Source organism: Janthinobacterium sp. GW821-FHT03C08, assembly GCF_059420905.1.
This window is the reverse complement of record NZ_JBWKUP010000005.1, coordinates 296,879-312,178: the sequence shown is the minus strand read 5'-3', so window position 1 is coordinate 312,178 and position 15,300 is coordinate 296,879. Positions and strand designations below refer to the sequence as shown.

Sequence of the window (15,300 nt, the reverse complement as noted above, 5' to 3'; positions counted from 1 at the left end):
AGGGTTCGGTTTAACCAGCCTTGATCAAATCTATCCGATCCGTACAAAACCCATCCACGCCCCAGACCAGCAGTTCGCTGGCCCGCTCGGGCGTGTTGACGGTGTAGCAGAACAGCCCGTATCCCGCCTCCTTTATCTCTCGCGCCAATTCCGGCGTCAGTTGCTGGTGGTCGCAATGGAGCGCCACCACATCCAGTTCCTTCGCCGTCCGCGCCCAATCGTCCGGTATCCGTTCGACCAGCCAGCCGCGCGCCAGTTCCGGTGCCGCCTGGCGCGCCGCCTGCAGCGCGTCGATGCTGAAGGAAGACAAGAGCGGCAACAATTCCCCGGCTGCAATTTCCTTTGCGAAATAATCGCGCGTGGCCCGCGCCACCGTCTCGCCCGTAGACACGTCGCAGCCGGGCGCCGGCTTGATCTCGATATTCATCCAGATGCGCTGCGCCTTGCAATAGTCCACCACGGCCTCGAACGCGGGCACGCCTTCGCCCGCGAATTCGGGGCCGAACCAGGCGCCCGCTTCCATGCCGCCCAGCTCGTCGGCAGTGTAGTCGCTGACGTGGCCGCTGCCGGCCACCGTGCGCCCCAGTTCCGGGTCGTGCACGACGACGGGCACGCCGTCGGACGCCAGCATGACGTCGAATTCCACGGCGCGGTAGCCGTAGGCCAGGCCGCAGCGCAGGGCGGCCAGGGTGTTTTCAGGCGCCAGGGTGCCGCCGCCGCGGTGCGCCAGGATGCGTGGATAAGGCCACATGGGTAAGCTGCCATAAAAAGAGGGTGGAGCGTCGCACTATCGCCCGCGCGCGCGGGAAAGTAAAGGGCGGCGCATCCAGGGCGCGACGGCGCCGGCTGGCGGCTGGCACGGCACGACTGGCGCCGTGCCAGCCCCGTTTCGTCGCAACGGACTTGACCTGCCGCCCGCGACGGCCGAGGATAGCCATATGCTCAACCGACAAAAACTTCCCCCGCCAGCCACGCCGCCCGGCGCCTGCCACACCGTGCCGCTGTGGCGCCAGATGCTGCTCGATGCCCGCTACGCGCTGCTCATCAACCTCGTCTTCACGGCCCTGATCACCTATGTGTTCGATCCTGGCAGCGACTTGTGGCTGAACTTTATCGCCTCGATGTGCATCGGCAGCATCATTTATCTGCTGTTCAATGGCATACGCCTGACCTTATGGGGCCGGCAACGCCGGCTCAAGCTCTTGCACATGGTCGTGCTCATGCTGCTGATCGTGCCCGTGGCGCAAGTGGCGGGCCTGACGCTGTTCGGCTGGCTGACGGGCACGCCCGTCAACAGCATCGCCAGCCTGCTGCCCACCAAGATGATCAGCACCCTCACCTTCAGCCTCGTCGGCACTGCCGGCGCCGTCCTGTTCTTTTCCAGCCGCGAAAAGATCGCCCGCCTGGAAGCGCAGGCGGCGGAGGAACGCGCCCGCGCCGAATCCGTGGCCCGCCAGGCGATGCAGGCCCAGCTGCAACTGCTGCAGGCGCAGATCGAGCCGCACATGCTGTTCAATACCCTGGCCAACCTGCAGGGGCTGATCAGCTTTGACCCGGACCGCGCCCAGCTGCTGCTCGACCAGCTGATCCAGTATCTGCGCGCCACCCTGAGTTCCTCGCGCGCGGACACGACCACCCTGGGGCAGGAATTTTCCCTGATGGAAGCCTACCTGGGACTGATGTCCATCCGCATGGGCGCGCGCCTGCGCTATGCGCTGGACTTGCCCGAAGCCTTGCGCCAGCTCAAGGTGCCGCCCATGCTGCTGCAGCCGCTGGTGGAAAATGCCATCCAGCACGGCCTGGAACCGAAGATCGACGGCGGCCGCATCAAGGTCGAGGCCAGCAGCGACGGCGCGCAACTGACGCTGAGCGTGCAGGACGACGGCCTGGGACTGGGCCACCCGGGCCAGAGCAAGGGTACGCATCTGGGCGTGGCGAATATCCGCGAGCGCCTGCAAGCCATGCATGGCGCCACGGCCAGCCTGTCCCTGAGCAGCAACGCCACCGGCGGCGCCACTGCCCGCCTGACCCTGCCCCTCCCTTCCACCATAGCGAGCACCACACCATGACCAGCCCCACCCCGCGCGCCCTGATCGCCGAAGACGAACCCATCCTTGCCGCCGCCCTCGCCCATGCCTTGCGCCGGCTGTGGCCGGAACTCGACATCGTGGCCACCTGCGCCAATGGCGTGGAAGCCTTGCAGCAGGGCCTGGCCCTGCGGCCCGACATCCTGTTTCTTGACATCAAGATGCCGGGCAAGACGGGCCTGGAAGCGGCCGAGGAACTGGCAGAACAGTGGAGCGAAGGCGTGCCCTTCCCCCACATCGTGTTCGTCACCGCCTATGACGAATATGCGCTGGCCGCCTTCGAGCACGCGGCCGCCGACTACGTCTTAAAACCCGTCAACGATGCGCGCCTGGGCAAGACGGTGGAGCGTTTGCAGCAGCGCCTGCGCGACGGCAGCGGCGGCAGCGATGGCCGCAGCGGCAGCGCAGCGGCAACCCCGGCCACGCCGGCGGCGCCCGCCGGCGAGGACAACCTGGTCCGCCTGCTGGCCCAGCTGCAAGCGATGGTGCCGCCCGCCCCGCGCCTGCAGATGATACGGGCCGCCGTCGGCAACAGCGTGCGCATGATCGCCATGGCCGACGTCGTGTATTTCGAGGCCCTGGACAAATACATCAACGTCGTCTGCCGCGACAGCGAAGCGCTGATACGCACCAGCCTGAAGGAACTGCTGCCCCAGCTGGACCCGCAGCAATTCTGGCAAATCCACCGGGGCACCATCGTCAACGCCAGCGCCATCGCCACGGCTGTGCGCGACGAGGCCGGCAAGCTGTCGCTGACCCTGCGCCAGCATCCGGCGCAGCTGCGCGTCAGCCCCCTGTATGCCCATTTGTTCCGCCAGATGTAGGCGGCGCGAGTCCAGGCCGAATCCAGGCCTAGTGCAGCTGGTGCTTCAGGTCCGATAGCTCGTCATGGACTTTCTGCACGGCGCGCTGCATTTCCGGCGTCAGGCCGGCGGCCGTGCCGCAGGCCCGCTTGGCGCGGTCGCCCAGCGATTCCATCTGGTCGACGGCTTGGCGGATGCGCGCATCGTCATGCGTGTCGATGGCTTGCCGCACGGCTCTCTTCTGCTGGTCCAGCTGGTCGATGCAATCCTTCAAGTCCATGGGCATGCCCTGCTGCCTGCCGCACAGCTGGGCCGCCTGGCCGATCGCCTGCTCGATGGCGCCGAAGCGCCGTGCCACTTCCTTTGCCTGCATCATGATCTGTCCTCCCATGGTATCTGGAGTTGGATCGCCAGGCCGGCCCAAGGTTCCCCGCCAGCGGCCTGGGCATTGAAATTTCCTTGTGGCACTTTTTTGTAAGCACGTGTGACATTCTAGATAATTATCAAATACCTCAGATACATTGGCGTACCTGCACAGCCATGCCTGCCCATGACCACGTTTTCCATGCCATCCCGCCGCGCGCCCGGCTTGCTGCTGATCGCCGTCCTGCACCTGGGATTGCTTTATGCTTTTCTGCAGACGCGCCCCCATCCGGAGGAAGACCATGCGCCGCGCGGCCCGGCGATCCAGTGGCTGCGCTACGTGCCCCCGCCTGCGCCAGCCAAACCCAGGGCCGCGCCCCTTGCAATGCTCCCCGGCAAGCCCGTCGCCGCGCGCCAGGCCGCGCCCATCACCGTGCCCCCGCCCGCAACGCCCGCTCCTGTGGAAACGCCGGCCGCACCCGCCCCGGCAGCCGTGGCGGAAACATCGGCGCCGGCGGCGCCCAGCGCGGCCGACATCCTGGCCCAGGCCAGGCGCGACGTGGGCAGGATCGACAAGGAGTTGCGCAAGGAATTCCCGCAGCGCGGTGAACAAAAATTCGAGGACACGGCGTACAAGCGCATGCAGCAAGGCTTTGCCGAGGCCTACGCGGCCGTGCCGCCGAAATGGTACGAGGCATCCAAAATCGAGGAAGTGGGCGCGAACGAGGCCAGGGGCAGCCGCACGTACAAAATCACCAGCGCGCTGGGCACCTTGTGCGTGACGACGCGCGCGGGCAAGCAGGGGGAAACGATGATCGGCAACTGTCCCAAATAGCAGGACTCAGCCGACGGCCTCGCGCGCGCCCAGCGGCTGCAGGTGGCGCAGGCGCAGGGCGATCAGCACGCCGCCGCCCAGGCACAGACCCAGCATGGCGATGACGCCCGTCCAGCCGTCGAAGCCCCACATCATGCCCGAGGCGGAACCGATCAGGCTGGAACCGAGGTAATAGAACAGCAAGTAGAAGGCCGAGGCCAGCGCCTGCGGCGCGCGGGCGCGTCGGCTGACCCAGCTGCTGGCGATAGAGTGCGAGGCAAAGAAGCCGAAGGTGGCCAGCGCCATGCCGATGACGATCAGCGGCAGCGAATCGAACAGGGTCAATAATATGCCGGACAACATCACCGACAGCATGATCCACAGCACGCCCCGGCGCCCCAGCCGGTCCACCAGGCGGCCCGCCCAGACGGAACTGAAGATGCCGATCAAATACAGGAAGGCCAGCAGGCCGACCGTGCTCTGGCGCAAGCCGAAGGGCGCAGCCAGCAAACGGTAGCCGATGTAGTTGTACAGGCTGACGAAACAGCCCATCAGCACGAAGGCCAGGCAGAACAGCCACGGCAAGCCCCGGTCGGAAAAATGCTGCTTGACGGCATGCGGCAAGGCATTCCAGCCTTTGGTGCTGGGCACGAAATTCTTCGACGCGGGCAGGCTGCGCCAGAATTCCGCCGCCGCCAGCACGCCGGCCACGCCCAGCACGCCCAGGGCCCAGCGCCACGACAGGAAATCGCTGAGCATGGACGCCACCAGCCGTCCCGACATGCCGCCGAACGCGCTGCCGGCAATGTACAAGCCCATCGACAGGCCCAAGGACGGGCCTTCGATTTCCTCGCCCAGGTAAGCCATGGCCACGGCCGGCATGCCGCCCAAGGCTACCCCCAGCGCGGCGCGGATGGCCAGCAGTTGCGCATAATCCTGGGCGAAGGCGGACAAGATCGTCAATATCGCGGCGGAAAACATCGACGCCACCATCAGCGGCTTGCGTCCCACCCGGTCCGAGACGGCGCTCAGCAACACCAGCGAGATGGCCAGCAAGCCGCTCGACACGGAAAGGGACCAGCTGCTCTGCGCGGGCGTCAGGTGAAACTGGTGCGACAGCAGCGGGAACAGGGGCTGGATGCAATACAGCAGGCTGAAGGTGGAAAAACCGCCGAAGAACAGGGCGCGGTTGCTGCGCTTGAATTCGGCAGTGCCCTTGGCGATGGCCGCGCGGGGCGCGGGGGCAGCGGGAGCAACCGGGATGGCGGATGACGTGGCGGGGGCCAAGGCAAGCGATGAATCAGACATGGCCGTGTTTCGGAAAGGAAGCGAGTCTTCATCTTAGGATTGCCAACTCATATCGTCCAATATATATTTAAGGCCCAACTCATACTTTAAAACGATTACTGGACGAATATGGAACTGCGCCACCTGCGTTATTTTGTCGCCGTCGCCGAAGAGCTGCACTTCACGCGCGCGGCCGAGCGCCTGCACATCGGCCAGCCGCCGCTGAGCCAGCAGATCCAGGCGCTGGAAGGGGAGCTGGGGGCGCAGTTGTTCGAGCGCAACAAGCGCTCCGTGCGCCTGACGCAGGCCGGCCGCCTCTTCCTCGACGATGCGCGGCGCATCCTGGCCCTGTCGGAGCAGGCGGCCGTGACGGCACGCCGGGCCCAGCGGGGCGAAGCGGGCGAGCTGCGCATCGGCTTTACGTTTTCCACGCCATTCACGCCCTATTTTGCCACCGTCATCAACCGCTACCGCCAGCAATTCCCGCACGTCACCTTGACCCTGCACGAGATGGCGACATTGCATCAGCTGGAAGCGATCTCGGGCAGGACGATGGACCTGGGCTTCGTGCGCCCGCCGGAAACGACGTATCCGGACGATATCCGCCTCACCGAGTTGCGCCAGGACCCGCTGTTCCTCGTGCTGCCCGTGGCCCACGCGCTGGCGCGCAAGGACAGCATCGCGATTACCGACATGGCGGGCGAAGGCTTCGTCATGTACCCGAAGGATGCGGGCACGGGGATCTATCCGCAGATTTTCCGCCTGTGCAAGGCGGCCGGCTTCGTGCCCCAGGTGGCGCAGGAAGCGGGCGAAGCGTCGACCATCATCGGCCTGGTGGCGGCTGGCTGCGGCATTTCCGTGCTGCCCGCCTCGTTCGACCGCATCCGCATGGATGGCGTGTGCTACCGCCCCATCGCCGACCCGCAGGCGACGACCAGTTTATTACTTGCACAAAGGGAAGAAGAGACGTCGCCGCTGGTGGCGGCGTTCGTCAAGCTGGCCGAAGAGGCGGCCATGGAAGGAAAGGCATAGGCCGGCGCGTGCCGGCCCACGGGAACCACGCTTACGAGTAGTCGGCGTCCAGCTCCGAACCCGCATAGTTTTCCAGGTCCTCGAACAGGCTCTTCATGCTGGCCCGCGTGAGGATTTTCTGCACCACGGTGCAGCTGCGGCGGTAGGACGCGATGCGGTCGAGCAGCACGGGATGGTGCTGCACGGGCACCTTGGCCACCAGGGCGGCCCAGCCTTCCTCGAAGTCGGGCTTGTTCTTGCGCACGGAACGCACGAAACGCTCGAACTCCTTCTGGCCCGTGCGCGCCACGATGCGCCCGCCGCCTTCGATGGCGAAGATGATGGCCAAGGCGATGACGCCCTCGGCATTCAAGTCGCTGTCGCTGACGGGGCCGTTGTCGTGGTGGCGGCGCAGCCAGCTGGCCAGGCGCACGACGGCTTGCACTTCCTTGCGCTGTTGCAACTGCAACGCATACTTTTCATAGCCGGCCCAGTTCTGGTTCGGGTCGGCCTGGCAAATATCGATGAACAGCTCGCGCAGGCGGCGCTGCAGATACACGGGGTCCTGGTCGTATTCGCCAACGAGGGCGTCCTCGGGCAACTGCGCCAGGTCCTTGATCAGGCGGAAACCCACCTGGAAGGCGTGCTCGGCGCCGTGCTCGACGAGGAAGTCGAGGGCGGCCTGGTCGCCTTCGTGCGTGACGGCCTGTTCCAGGCCCAAGGACACGCCGCCCACCGTCAGGTACAGCGCCTTCTGGATGCCGTCGGCCGTGCGCTCATTCGTGAACTTCTCGGCCACCATGGCCGTGATGCCCGTCAATTCGTCGGCCAGGTTCAGCGCCGCGTCCTCGCGCGGGTCGTTCGGCAACAGCTTGATGGCGCGCACGAGGCGCGGAAGATTCTCTACAACAATTGCTGGCAGCATTAGTGATTCCCTGCTTTCATCACGAGAAAATGCCCGTGCCCAGGCTGCGGCGCGTGCTGGAACGTGGCGCGCTGCGCGTGCTCGGTACTTGCTTGCGCAGGCGGTACAGCAATTCCTTGGTACTGCGCTGCAGCATGGTCGGCTCTTCGTCCGGGTCGTCCGAGTATTCCGCGTCGGCCAGGTCGGCGCTGTGGCGGAAGTCGGGGAACAGCTCGAACAGCGAGCGGTCCCAGCCGTCTTCATTGGCTTGCGCCAGTTCGATGGCCAGCGGCACGATGTCGTTGTCGGACGAAGTCACGCCCGTCACATACGGTCCCTTGATGACGATTTCGCCCGCCACTTCGAGGATTTCCTTCGGTGCCATCGAGAACAGGATGGCGAACGCCGTCGCGCCCCAGTCCGTGGCGGACGCCTCCAGCAGCAGCTCGCGGCGGCGCTCGGCGTCGTCGGTGGAAAACACGACGCCGTGGATGTGCGCGAACAGGGCCTCGGCGATGCGCTCGGGATCATCCTCGATCTGGTCGTCGCTCCAGGTGGCGGCGATGAAGGCCAGGCTGTCGGCCCACGCCTTCGGCGGCACCAGCAGGGTCGCCAGCGACATCTTGCCGCCGTCAAAGCCAGCCAGGTGCAGGGCCGTCACCTGCGGCGGGATGGCGCTCAATACTTCCACTACGGCAAGATCGCCATACTGGTCGGCCGCGTCGGCGAACGCCTGCTCGGCATGGCCCAGGGAACCGGACAGCACCAATTCCGTGACCTGTTTCGTCAGCGCGGGAAGATTGCTTTTTTGTTCATTATCGGCCATGGTCATCTCCATCCTGGTCAAACATCTGGGCGAAATCGTCGGTGGCTTCGTCTTCATCAATCTCGTCGTCGCCGTCGTCATTGGCGGCCAGTTGGTCGAGCGACTGGTCGTCGTCGTCCCACAGGCGCGGGTTCTTGTGCAGGAAGGCCGTGATGATGGCCTGGCGCGCCAGGTCGGGGAAGCTCTCTTCGATGGCGGCGTACATCTTCGCCGCTTCCGGCGCGGCGCAGGCGGCCATGGCAAACACGCGCGCCGGGTCGCCGAACTCGTAGTCTTCGCTTTCCGCCAGCAAGCCCTTCGGGTCGCTGAAGCTGATGTGGTCGACCAGCGCGAAGGCCAGCATGTTCACGTCTTCGATGCCGCCGCCGCTGGCGTACTCGCCGACCAGCGCGTCGACCATGCTTTTATAATTCTTGCGGTTCGGCGGGTCGCCGAGGATGCCTTCGATCTGGCCTTCCAGCTCGCGCGACTGGTACGCGAATTCAGGGTGTACTCTTCTCATGCTGTGCTTTCCAATGTGATGCGCGGCGCTGTTACATTAAAAGCGCCGTTGTTGTTGTTTTAAATATCATTCAAGCCGCCCGGTGGCGGCTGCCGGCCGACTCAGTCCGCTGGAAGCGTGGTGCCGTGAAGGCGGAACACGCCGCACCACAGGGCATAGGCTTCCGCTTCCGGATCGATGATGATGCGGTGGTTCACGCTCTGGTCGTATTCGGCGCGCTTGGCCGGGTCGGCCAGGATTTCATACGCCTTGGTCACGCTCTTGAAGCGCGCCTCGGCGCCGGGGGCCTGGTTGCGGTCGGGGTGGAAGCGCATGGCCAGCGAACGGTAAACCTTCTTGATTTCATCGTCGCTGGCATTGGGCGCGACACCGAGGACGTTATACAAATTTTCCATAAATGGCTCCGGGGTCACGTTTTGTTTGCTAATTAAAGGCGAATTATCCTATAGAACGGCGCCCGCGTCCCTGGCATGCCGGGATATGGGGGCAAATACGTGCTTATAAAGCGCTTGCGGTACGGTAAAATGCTTTTTACTGTCACTCTTCCGCATTGATCAATGAGCAACGATAAACCGAATACCGCCGCGCCAGCGCTGGCGCCCAATTTCTTGCGTAACATCATCGAAGCCGACCTGGCTGCCGGCACCCACGTGCGTCCCGGCCTGCCCCAGGTGATCACGCGTTTCCCGCCGGAGCCGAACGGCTACCTGCACGTGGGCCACGCCAAGTCGATCTGCGTCAACTTCGGCCTGGCGCGCGACTACGCCGGCCAGTGCAACCTGCGCTTCGACGACACCAACCCGGCCAAGGAAGAGCAGGAATACGTCGACACCATCATGGACAGCGTGAAATGGCTGGGCTTTGACTGGGAACCGAAGCAGGCCGATGGCCAGAGCCACCTGCACTACGCGAGCGACTATTTCGACCAGCTGTATGCGATGGCCGAGTACCTGATCACGGCCGGCTTTGCCTACGTGGACAGCCAGAGCGCCGAAGACATGGCCGCCAACCGGGGCAATTTCGGCCAGGCCGGCAAGAATTCGCCGTTCCGCGACCGCCCGCGCGAGGAATCGCTGGCCCTGTTCCGCGCCATGAAGGCGGGCCAGTTCAAGGATGGCGAGCACATCCTGCGCGCGAAGATCAGCGAAGATGCCATGAGTTCGCCGAACATGAACTTGCGCGACCCGGCCATCTACCGCATCCGCCATGCGCATCACCACCGCACGGGCGACGCCTGGTGCATCTACCCGATGTACGATTACACGCACCCGATCTCGGACGCGCTGGAAAACATCACGCATTCGATCTGCACGCTGGAATTCCAGGACCACCGCCCGTTCTACGACTGGCTGCTGGAAACCCTGGCCGCCGGCGGCTTCTTCCAGCAACCGGTGCCGCACCAGTTCGAATTCTCGCGCCTGAACCTGACCTACATCGTCACCAGCAAGCGCAAGCTGCGCCAGCTGGTGGAAGAACAGATCGTCGACGGCTGGGACGACCCCCGCATGCCGACCCTGGTGGGCATGCGCCGCCGCGGCTACACGCCGGAAGCCATCCAGCTGATGTGCGAACGCACGGGCGTGACGAAATCGGACGGCTGGATCGACTACAGCGTGCTGGAAGGCTGTTTGCGCGAAGACCTGGACCCGAAGGCGCCGCGCACGGTGGCCGTGCTGCGTCCGTTGAAGTTGATCATCGATAACTTCCCGGAAAACGAAAGCGTGGAATGCACGGCACCGGTGCACCCGCACTTCCCGGAGCGGGGCTTGCGCACCTTCCCCATCTCGCGCGAGCTGTGGATCGAGGAAGACGACTTCATGGAAGTACCAAATAAAGGCTATTTCCGCCTGTATCCGCCGATCGACGACAAGCCGGGCAGCAAGGTCCGCCTGCGCTACGGCTACGTGATCGAGTGCACGGGCTTTGACAAGGATGCGGACGGCAAGGTCACCGCCGTGCATTGCAACTATTTCCCGGACAGCAAGTCGGGCACGGAAGGCAGCGCCAACTACAAGGTCAAGGGCAATATGCACTGGGTCAGCGCGCCGACGGCGATTGCCGCCGAAGTACGCCTGTACGACCGCCTGTTCACGGACCCGCAGCCGGACGCGGGCGGCAAGGACTTCAAGCTGGCCCTGAATCCGCTGGCCAAGGAAGTGGTGCAGGCGTGGCTGGAACCGGGCGCGGAACTGGCAGAACCTGAACAGCGCTTCCAGTTCGAGCGCCACGGCTACTTCGCGGCCGACCGCGTGGACAGCCAGCCGGGCAAGCCCGTCTTCAACCGCATCGTCACCCTGAAGGACAGCTGGCAGCCGGCCAAGTAAGCCGCCAGCTTGCCCACGAAAAAAAACCGCTACGGCGGTTTTTTTTATTTCAGCGACATATATCGCCAGGGAAATATTGCCTGTTGACTACATTGGCGATAGTTTTGTATATTGTGCAGCCATTGAGCAATTTGCAATTGACATAGCGTTTATATAAGCAGCACAGCCACCGCCCCCACTGGCGGCACCCGATTCCTCTTCCTGATGCGGATTGCGATGTCTTCTAATGCTGGCGAGCAACACCCCTCCCCTGAAAAAAGACCGCTGTGGCTGCTCGGCTTTACCCTGTCGCTGATGGTGGGCCTGCTGTTCTACATGGCCGTTTCGCTGTCCATCGAGAGCGATGCCAGCGACATGTTCAACAACCTGGCGCGCAATACCCGGCACAGCATCGAATCGCGCGTCCAGTCATATGCCAACCTGCTGCGCGGCGCGGCCAGCCTGTTCCGCGCCAACGAGCACGTGAGCCGCGAGCAATTCCACCGCTACGTGGCGAACATGGCATTGCAGCAAAACTATCCGGGCGTCATGAACCTGAACTACAGCCGGGACCTGGACGAAGCGCAGCGCCCCGCCTTCGAAGCGGCCATGCAGCGCGACTATCCGCCCGGACGCGACGGCTATCCCGCCTTTGCCATCCACCCCGCGCCGCCGCGCGCGCACTATTCCGTGCTGGTGTACATCGAACCCATCGCCAGCGCTGCGGACAAGTACGGCTACGACATCGCCTCGCGGCCCCTGGTCGCCGAGGCGCTGGCGCAGTCGCGCGATACCGGGCAGGTCAGCAATTCCGGCGTGCCCGTGCCGATGGAAGGCCGCCCCCAGGTGACGGGCATGGCCATGCGCCTGCCCGTATACCGGCTCGGCATGCCGACCGAGACCGTGGCACAGCGGCGCGCGGCCCACCTCGGCTCCGTCGGCATCGGCTACGACCTGGTGACGATGATGCGCAGCGCGCTGGCCGACATGCCGGTACGCAATGTCCGCCTGACCCTGTTCGATATCGGCCCGCAGGCGCGCGAGCCGCTGGACTTGCCGCACGACATGCGCCCCATCTTCGACAGCACGGCGGCAGGCCTGCACGCCCCCTGGTGGCAGCCCGGCAATTCGGGCAAATACCTGAGCAGCACCATGCTGATCGAGCACAATGGCCGCGTCTGGCAAGCGCTGTTCAGCGTGCGCAAGAGCGACCTGTACACGCGCTTCGATGCCTTTTTCCCATGGCTGGCCCTGCTGGCGGGATTTGCCGGGGCCATGCTGCTGTATATCCTGTTCCACACACTGTCATCCTCGCGCTGGCGCGCCATCCAGATGGCGAAGGGCATGACGGAAGAACTGCGGGCCAGCCAGATCCGCTTGCAGCTGTCGCACCAGAAACTGCGCCGCCTGGCGGCACACGCGGACCAGATCAAGGAAGAGGAACGCAAGCGCATCGCGCGCGAAATCCACGACGACCTGGGGCAGAACCTGCTGGTGCTGCGCATCGACGCCGACATGCTGGCCTCGCGCACGCAGCGGCGCCATCCGCGCCTGAACGCCCGCGCCCGCTCCACCCTGGAGCAGATCGACGCCACCATCAAGAGCGTGCGGCAGATCATCAACGACTTGCGCCCCACCGTGCTCGACCTGGGCGTGAACGCGGCCGTCGACTGGCAGGTGGCGCAATTCCGCCTGCGCACGGGCATCGCCTGCGAAATCAGCGAAAGCCATGACGACATCTGCCTGAGCGACCAGTGCGCGACGGCCCTGTTCCGCATCCTGCAGGAATCCTTGAGCAATATTTCCCAGCATGCCAATGCCAGCCGCGTGCAGGTAAAGCTGGAAAAGTGCCGCGACACGGTCTCGATGAGCATCAGCGACAACGGCGTGGGCGCCGCCATCGACGGGCGCAACAAGCTGGGCTCGTTTGGCCTGGTGGGCATCGAGGAGCGCATCAAGTTGCTAGGTGGCACGTTTTATATCGAAAGCAGTCCCGGCGCGGGCATGACAGTGCACGTCAGCGTGCCCCTGGGCGCCGACGCCACCCGCTTCCCCTACCAGGAAGACAGCCGCGCCAGCGCCTGAGGGCGGCCACGTCCAGAAGCGAGCGGAGCTTGCGTATTTTGTGATTAGATGCAATATTGATGTAGAACAATTAGCCTGGCAGTCACGGCCCAGGCGCCCTTCCACCTGCCAGGAGTTCCCGCCACCAGCCAGCCATTCTTCGCCGTTTTTTCCTCACGCAGCGCTTTTACGATACCCAAGACTAAAGGACACTCATGGACACCAACGACAGTTTCAAGGCAATTGCCGATTTGAATTTGGACGCGATCAAGGTCAAGCTGATGCACCGGGAATCCGGCGAGGGATGGAGCCTGGAGAAGGCCAATGCGGTGGAATTCGAGTACCGCCGCTTCCTCATCCTGATGAAGCAGTTTCCCCAGGAAGAAACGGCGCCGCTGATGGATGTCGATACCTTCTGGCACTATCACATCCTCGACACCCTGAAATATGCGGCCGACTGCGAACAGGTCTTCGGCTACTTCCTGCACCATTTCCCCTACATCGGCCTGCGCGGCGAAGACGACGCAGCGGCGCACGTGCGCGTGGGCGAGCGCATGAAGGAACTCTACGAGCAGACGTTCGGGGAAGCTTATATCCGCGCAGAAACAGCGTATTCGGGACGGGCCGTGCAGGCCGCGTATTCGGGACGCGCGGTGCAGGCTGCCTATTCTGGGCGGGCCGTGCAGGCGGCTTATTCGGGTCGTGCCGTACAGGCCGCAGCGTCGAATGCCACGGCGACGGCGTACTCGGGACGCGCCGTGCAGGCGACCGCCTATTCGGGCCGGGCCGTGCAGGCGGCCTATTCGGGCCGGGCGGTACAGGCGGCGTTTTCCAGCGCGGCGGTGCAGGCGACGGCGTACTCGGGCCGTGCGACCGGCGCTGCCAGCACCGCATTTTCCAGCGCGCCCGGCACACTGGCCGCGGCGGTGGTCGAGTCGTCCTCGACTGCCCTGGAAACGGGGCGCTTCTATCTCGATCGTCCGGCACTGAGCCCGGAATCGGCATAGAACAGCGGAACGCAGATTTGGCTGCCGCACGCGGCAAGCCTGACATACCCAGACGGCACCTCTCAGTTTGCCGTCTGTCAGGCGCTCTTAGGCAGCCATCAGTTCGCGCAGTTCACGAATGCTGAAATCGCTGATTTCATGCATGCGGATGAGGATCGTGGCGCCGATCGGCAAGGTATTGTGGCGAATCTTGCTGATGACAGGCGGCGCCACTTCCAGTGCACGCGACAGGGCGGCATCGTTTTTCAGCTGCAGCTTGTCGATGATCGCATCGAGGACGCGATTCGGGTTGTAGGTAGGCAAAGAGGTAATTTGTTTGAGAGACATGATCAAAATCCGTACTTGTTGTATTACTGCACAAAGAAACCGAATGTCTCCTTTGCAATAATTCAGGGTAAACACACTAAAAAGCGCCATCACTTATGCGGCGTTTCGGCCACAAACAATATAATACACGCTATTGTTGATTTTTGCGTAACTTAAAGCAAAATTGTGATAATTGAAGAGAATTGACGCACTTGGAATGTGCTAGAGGATAACCCAATTTGAAAAAATTTGCTGCAAGTCATCAATTTTTACGTTGAGGAACACTGCTGTGCATCAGCCAGGCGAGGGCCATGAGGGTGCCCAGGCGGGCCATTTCCGCTGACAAATGCCAGCCTTGCGCGGCCACGCTGGCCGGCGTGGCGTGCATGCCGGCATCAACGCCGCCGCGGATGCGGCACCAGGCCAGCTGGCGCCGGATTTCCGCCGGTGGCGGCGGCGGCAGCAGCGCATGTTCGCGGCGGCGCATGTAGGCACGCACCTGCTCCTTGCTGGGATGACTGATGGGATGCATCGCTTGCTCCTGCCGGCCGGACACATCGTCGCGTGCTTGGCTGTCCAGCCCGCCACAAAGAGATGAAACGCGTGACGACTTTGCTCACCATATCGCCCGCCCGCCACGATGCGTTTGCGCTGCATCAATGGCAATGCCCCGGTGTTGCGCCGGGGCCCGCATGCTGCCATGACGGCGGCACCCGGGCCGCCGTCCGCATCACTTTTTCTGCTGGCGCACGCGCTGCTGCTGCTTTTCCTGCGTCTGCTGGCGGTTCTGCTTGCGCTCGAACAGGGTCACCGCGTCCTTCTTGGCCTGCTCGACGGTGCGCATGGCCTCGTGCGCGTCGTGCGGCACGAAGAATTCGGCATCCTGGGCCGCCACCACCAGCTTGATGGCGGCGTCGTCGTCGAGGTCGTACAGTTCGGTCAGGACGGTGGTGACCTCGTCCAGGTATGCTTCATAAGTGAGGGTGGTCATGCTGTCTTCCTTTAGTGTATGGGGCGCCGCAC

17 protein-coding genes are annotated in these 15,300 nt (G+C 63.9%); 7 read left to right on the top strand and 10 right to left on the bottom strand.

Annotated features, from left to right (window positions below):
- Positions 1-10: 10 nt before the first annotated feature.
- Positions 11-751, bottom strand: coding sequence for a glycerophosphodiester phosphodiesterase (gene ugpQ, locus AC07VL_RS09215; protein ID WP_494805566.1), 741 nt, complete (start codon positions 749-751; stop codon positions 11-13).
- Between the two features lie 187 nt (positions 752-938).
- Between ugpQ and AC07VL_RS09210 the strand changes: the two genes are divergently transcribed.
- Together AC07VL_RS09210 and AC07VL_RS09205 are read left to right on the top strand one after the other, a co-directional pair.
- Complete coding sequence (locus AC07VL_RS09210; RefSeq protein ID WP_494805565.1) at positions 939-2,069, top strand: sensor histidine kinase; 1,131 nt, start codon at positions 939-941, stop codon at positions 2,067-2,069.
- Entirely contained in the window at positions 2,066-2,911 is an 846-nt protein-coding gene (locus tag AC07VL_RS09205) for a LytR/AlgR family response regulator transcription factor (RefSeq protein ID WP_494805564.1), read from the top strand. Before AC07VL_RS09210 ends, AC07VL_RS09205 begins: the two co-directional genes overlap by 4 nt.
- A 28-nt stretch (positions 2,912-2,939) precedes the next feature.
- Here AC07VL_RS09205 and AC07VL_RS09200 read toward each other — a convergent pair whose 3' ends face one another.
- Entirely contained in the window at positions 2,940-3,266 is a 327-nt protein-coding gene (locus AC07VL_RS09200; RefSeq protein ID WP_494805563.1) for a hypothetical protein, read from the bottom strand.
- Positions 3,267-3,440: 174 nt separating this feature from the next.
- Between AC07VL_RS09200 and AC07VL_RS09195 the strand changes: the two genes are divergently transcribed.
- Complete coding sequence (locus AC07VL_RS09195; RefSeq protein WP_494805562.1) at positions 3,441-4,088, top strand: hypothetical protein; 648 nt, start codon at positions 3,441-3,443, stop codon at positions 4,086-4,088.
- Between the two features lie 6 nt (positions 4,089-4,094).
- Here the strand turns inward: AC07VL_RS09195 and AC07VL_RS09190 are convergent, their stop codons facing one another.
- Entirely contained in the window at positions 4,095-5,375 is a 1,281-nt protein-coding gene (locus AC07VL_RS09190) for an MFS transporter (RefSeq protein WP_494805561.1), read from the bottom strand.
- A gap of 108 nt (positions 5,376-5,483) precedes the next feature.
- On the opposite strand from AC07VL_RS09190, the gene AC07VL_RS09185 reads away from it, so the two are divergent.
- Positions 5,484-6,386: a LysR family transcriptional regulator gene (locus AC07VL_RS09185; RefSeq protein WP_494805560.1), complete on the top strand. Its 903-nt coding sequence runs from the start codon at positions 5,484-5,486 to the stop codon at positions 6,384-6,386.
- Between the two features lie 31 nt (positions 6,387-6,417).
- Here AC07VL_RS09185 and AC07VL_RS09180 read toward each other — a convergent pair whose 3' ends face one another.
- The 4 genes from AC07VL_RS09180 to AC07VL_RS09165 all read right to left on the bottom strand — a co-directional run bounded on the left by AC07VL_RS09180 (position 6,418) and on the right by AC07VL_RS09165 (position 8,992).
- The gene (locus AC07VL_RS09180) at positions 6,418-7,290 is read right to left on the bottom strand and encodes a hypothetical protein (protein ID WP_494805559.1); all 873 of its coding nucleotides are present in this window, start codon (positions 7,288-7,290) and stop codon (positions 6,418-6,420) included.
- A gap of 19 nt (positions 7,291-7,309) precedes the next feature.
- Entirely contained in the window at positions 7,310-8,095 is a 786-nt protein-coding gene (locus tag AC07VL_RS09175) for a hypothetical protein (protein WP_099410539.1), read from the bottom strand.
- Complete coding sequence (locus AC07VL_RS09170; RefSeq protein WP_494805558.1) at positions 8,085-8,597, bottom strand: hypothetical protein; 513 nt, start codon at positions 8,595-8,597, stop codon at positions 8,085-8,087. Before AC07VL_RS09170 ends, AC07VL_RS09175 begins: the two co-directional genes overlap by 11 nt.
- A gap of 101 nt (positions 8,598-8,698) precedes the next feature.
- A complete protein-coding gene (locus tag AC07VL_RS09165) occupies positions 8,699-8,992 on the bottom strand; it encodes a DnaJ domain-containing protein (RefSeq protein WP_436518606.1) in 294 nt (97 codons plus the stop codon).
- A 162-nt stretch (positions 8,993-9,154) separates the two neighbouring features.
- Between AC07VL_RS09165 and AC07VL_RS09160 the strand changes: the two genes are divergently transcribed.
- The 3 genes from AC07VL_RS09160 (at position 9,155) to AC07VL_RS09150 (ending at position 13,971) form a co-directional block, all read left to right on the top strand.
- Complete coding sequence (locus AC07VL_RS09160; RefSeq protein ID WP_494805557.1) at positions 9,155-10,921, top strand: glutamine--tRNA ligase/YqeY domain fusion protein; 1,767 nt, start codon at positions 9,155-9,157, stop codon at positions 10,919-10,921.
- Positions 10,922-11,137: 216 nt separating this feature from the next.
- The gene (locus tag AC07VL_RS09155) at positions 11,138-12,985 is read left to right on the top strand and encodes a sensor histidine kinase (RefSeq protein ID WP_494805556.1); all 1,848 of its coding nucleotides are present in this window, start codon (positions 11,138-11,140) and stop codon (positions 12,983-12,985) included.
- A gap of 194 nt (positions 12,986-13,179) precedes the next feature.
- Entirely contained in the window at positions 13,180-13,971 is a 792-nt protein-coding gene (locus AC07VL_RS09150) for a glycine-rich domain-containing protein (protein WP_494805555.1), read from the top strand.
- An 87-nt stretch (positions 13,972-14,058) separates the two neighbouring features.
- On the opposite strand, the gene AC07VL_RS09145 is transcribed toward AC07VL_RS09150, so the two are convergent.
- From AC07VL_RS09145 to AC07VL_RS09135, 3 genes are all read right to left on the bottom strand, one after another.
- Positions 14,059-14,298, bottom strand: a complete 240-nt coding sequence (locus AC07VL_RS09145) for a hypothetical protein (protein ID WP_029496207.1) — start codon at positions 14,296-14,298, stop codon at positions 14,059-14,061.
- 241 nt (positions 14,299-14,539) lie between these two features.
- Positions 14,540-14,809 carry a hypothetical protein gene (locus AC07VL_RS09140; protein WP_494805554.1) on the bottom strand — a complete coding sequence of 90 codons (270 nt, stop codon included), beginning with the start codon at positions 14,807-14,809 and terminating at the stop codon, positions 14,540-14,542.
- A 198-nt stretch (positions 14,810-15,007) separates the two neighbouring features.
- On the bottom strand, positions 15,008-15,268 hold the full coding sequence (locus AC07VL_RS09135; protein ID WP_290607400.1) for a hypothetical protein: 261 nt from the start codon (positions 15,266-15,268) through the stop codon (positions 15,008-15,010).
- Positions 15,269-15,300: the final 32 nt, after the last annotated feature.

Coding starts and splice junctions, on each gene's coding strand:
- AC07VL_RS09205 (WP_494805564.1), top strand. CDS start 2,066: ATGACCAGCCCCACCCCGCGCGCCCTGATCGCCGAAGACGAACCCATC.
- AC07VL_RS09210 (WP_494805565.1), top strand. CDS start 939: ATGCTCAACCGACAAAAACTTCCCCCGCCAGCCACGCCGCCCGGCGCC.
- AC07VL_RS09160 (WP_494805557.1), top strand. CDS start 9,155: ATGAGCAACGATAAACCGAATACCGCCGCGCCAGCGCTGGCGCCCAAT.
- AC07VL_RS09195 (WP_494805562.1), top strand. CDS start 3,441: ATGACCACGTTTTCCATGCCATCCCGCCGCGCGCCCGGCTTGCTGCTG.
- AC07VL_RS09200 (WP_494805563.1), bottom strand. CDS start 3,266: ATGATGCAGGCAAAGGAAGTGGCACGGCGCTTCGGCGCCATCGAGCAG.
- AC07VL_RS09135 (WP_290607400.1), bottom strand. CDS start 15,268: ATGACCACCCTCACTTATGAAGCATACCTGGACGAGGTCACCACCGTC.
- AC07VL_RS09190 (WP_494805561.1), bottom strand. CDS start 5,375: ATGTCTGATTCATCGCTTGCCTTGGCCCCCGCCACGTCATCCGCCATC.
- AC07VL_RS09140 (WP_494805554.1), bottom strand. CDS start 14,809: ATGCATCCCATCAGTCATCCCAGCAAGGAGCAGGTGCGTGCCTACATG.
- AC07VL_RS09180 (WP_494805559.1), bottom strand. CDS start 7,290: ATGCTGCCAGCAATTGTTGTAGAGAATCTTCCGCGCCTCGTGCGCGCC.
- ugpQ (WP_494805566.1), bottom strand. CDS start 751: ATGTGGCCTTATCCACGCATCCTGGCGCACCGCGGCGGCGGCACCCTG.
- AC07VL_RS09165 (WP_436518606.1), bottom strand. CDS start 8,992: ATGGAAAATTTGTATAACGTCCTCGGTGTCGCGCCCAATGCCAGCGAC.
- AC07VL_RS09155 (WP_494805556.1), top strand. CDS start 11,138: ATGTCTTCTAATGCTGGCGAGCAACACCCCTCCCCTGAAAAAAGACCG.
- AC07VL_RS09170 (WP_494805558.1), bottom strand. CDS start 8,597: ATGAGAAGAGTACACCCTGAATTCGCGTACCAGTCGCGCGAGCTGGAA.
- AC07VL_RS09175 (WP_099410539.1), bottom strand. CDS start 8,095: ATGGCCGATAATGAACAAAAAAGCAATCTTCCCGCGCTGACGAAACAG.
- AC07VL_RS09150 (WP_494805555.1), top strand. CDS start 13,180: ATGGACACCAACGACAGTTTCAAGGCAATTGCCGATTTGAATTTGGAC.
- AC07VL_RS09185 (WP_494805560.1), top strand. CDS start 5,484: ATGGAACTGCGCCACCTGCGTTATTTTGTCGCCGTCGCCGAAGAGCTG.
- AC07VL_RS09145 (WP_029496207.1), bottom strand. CDS start 14,298: ATGTCTCTCAAACAAATTACCTCTTTGCCTACCTACAACCCGAATCGC.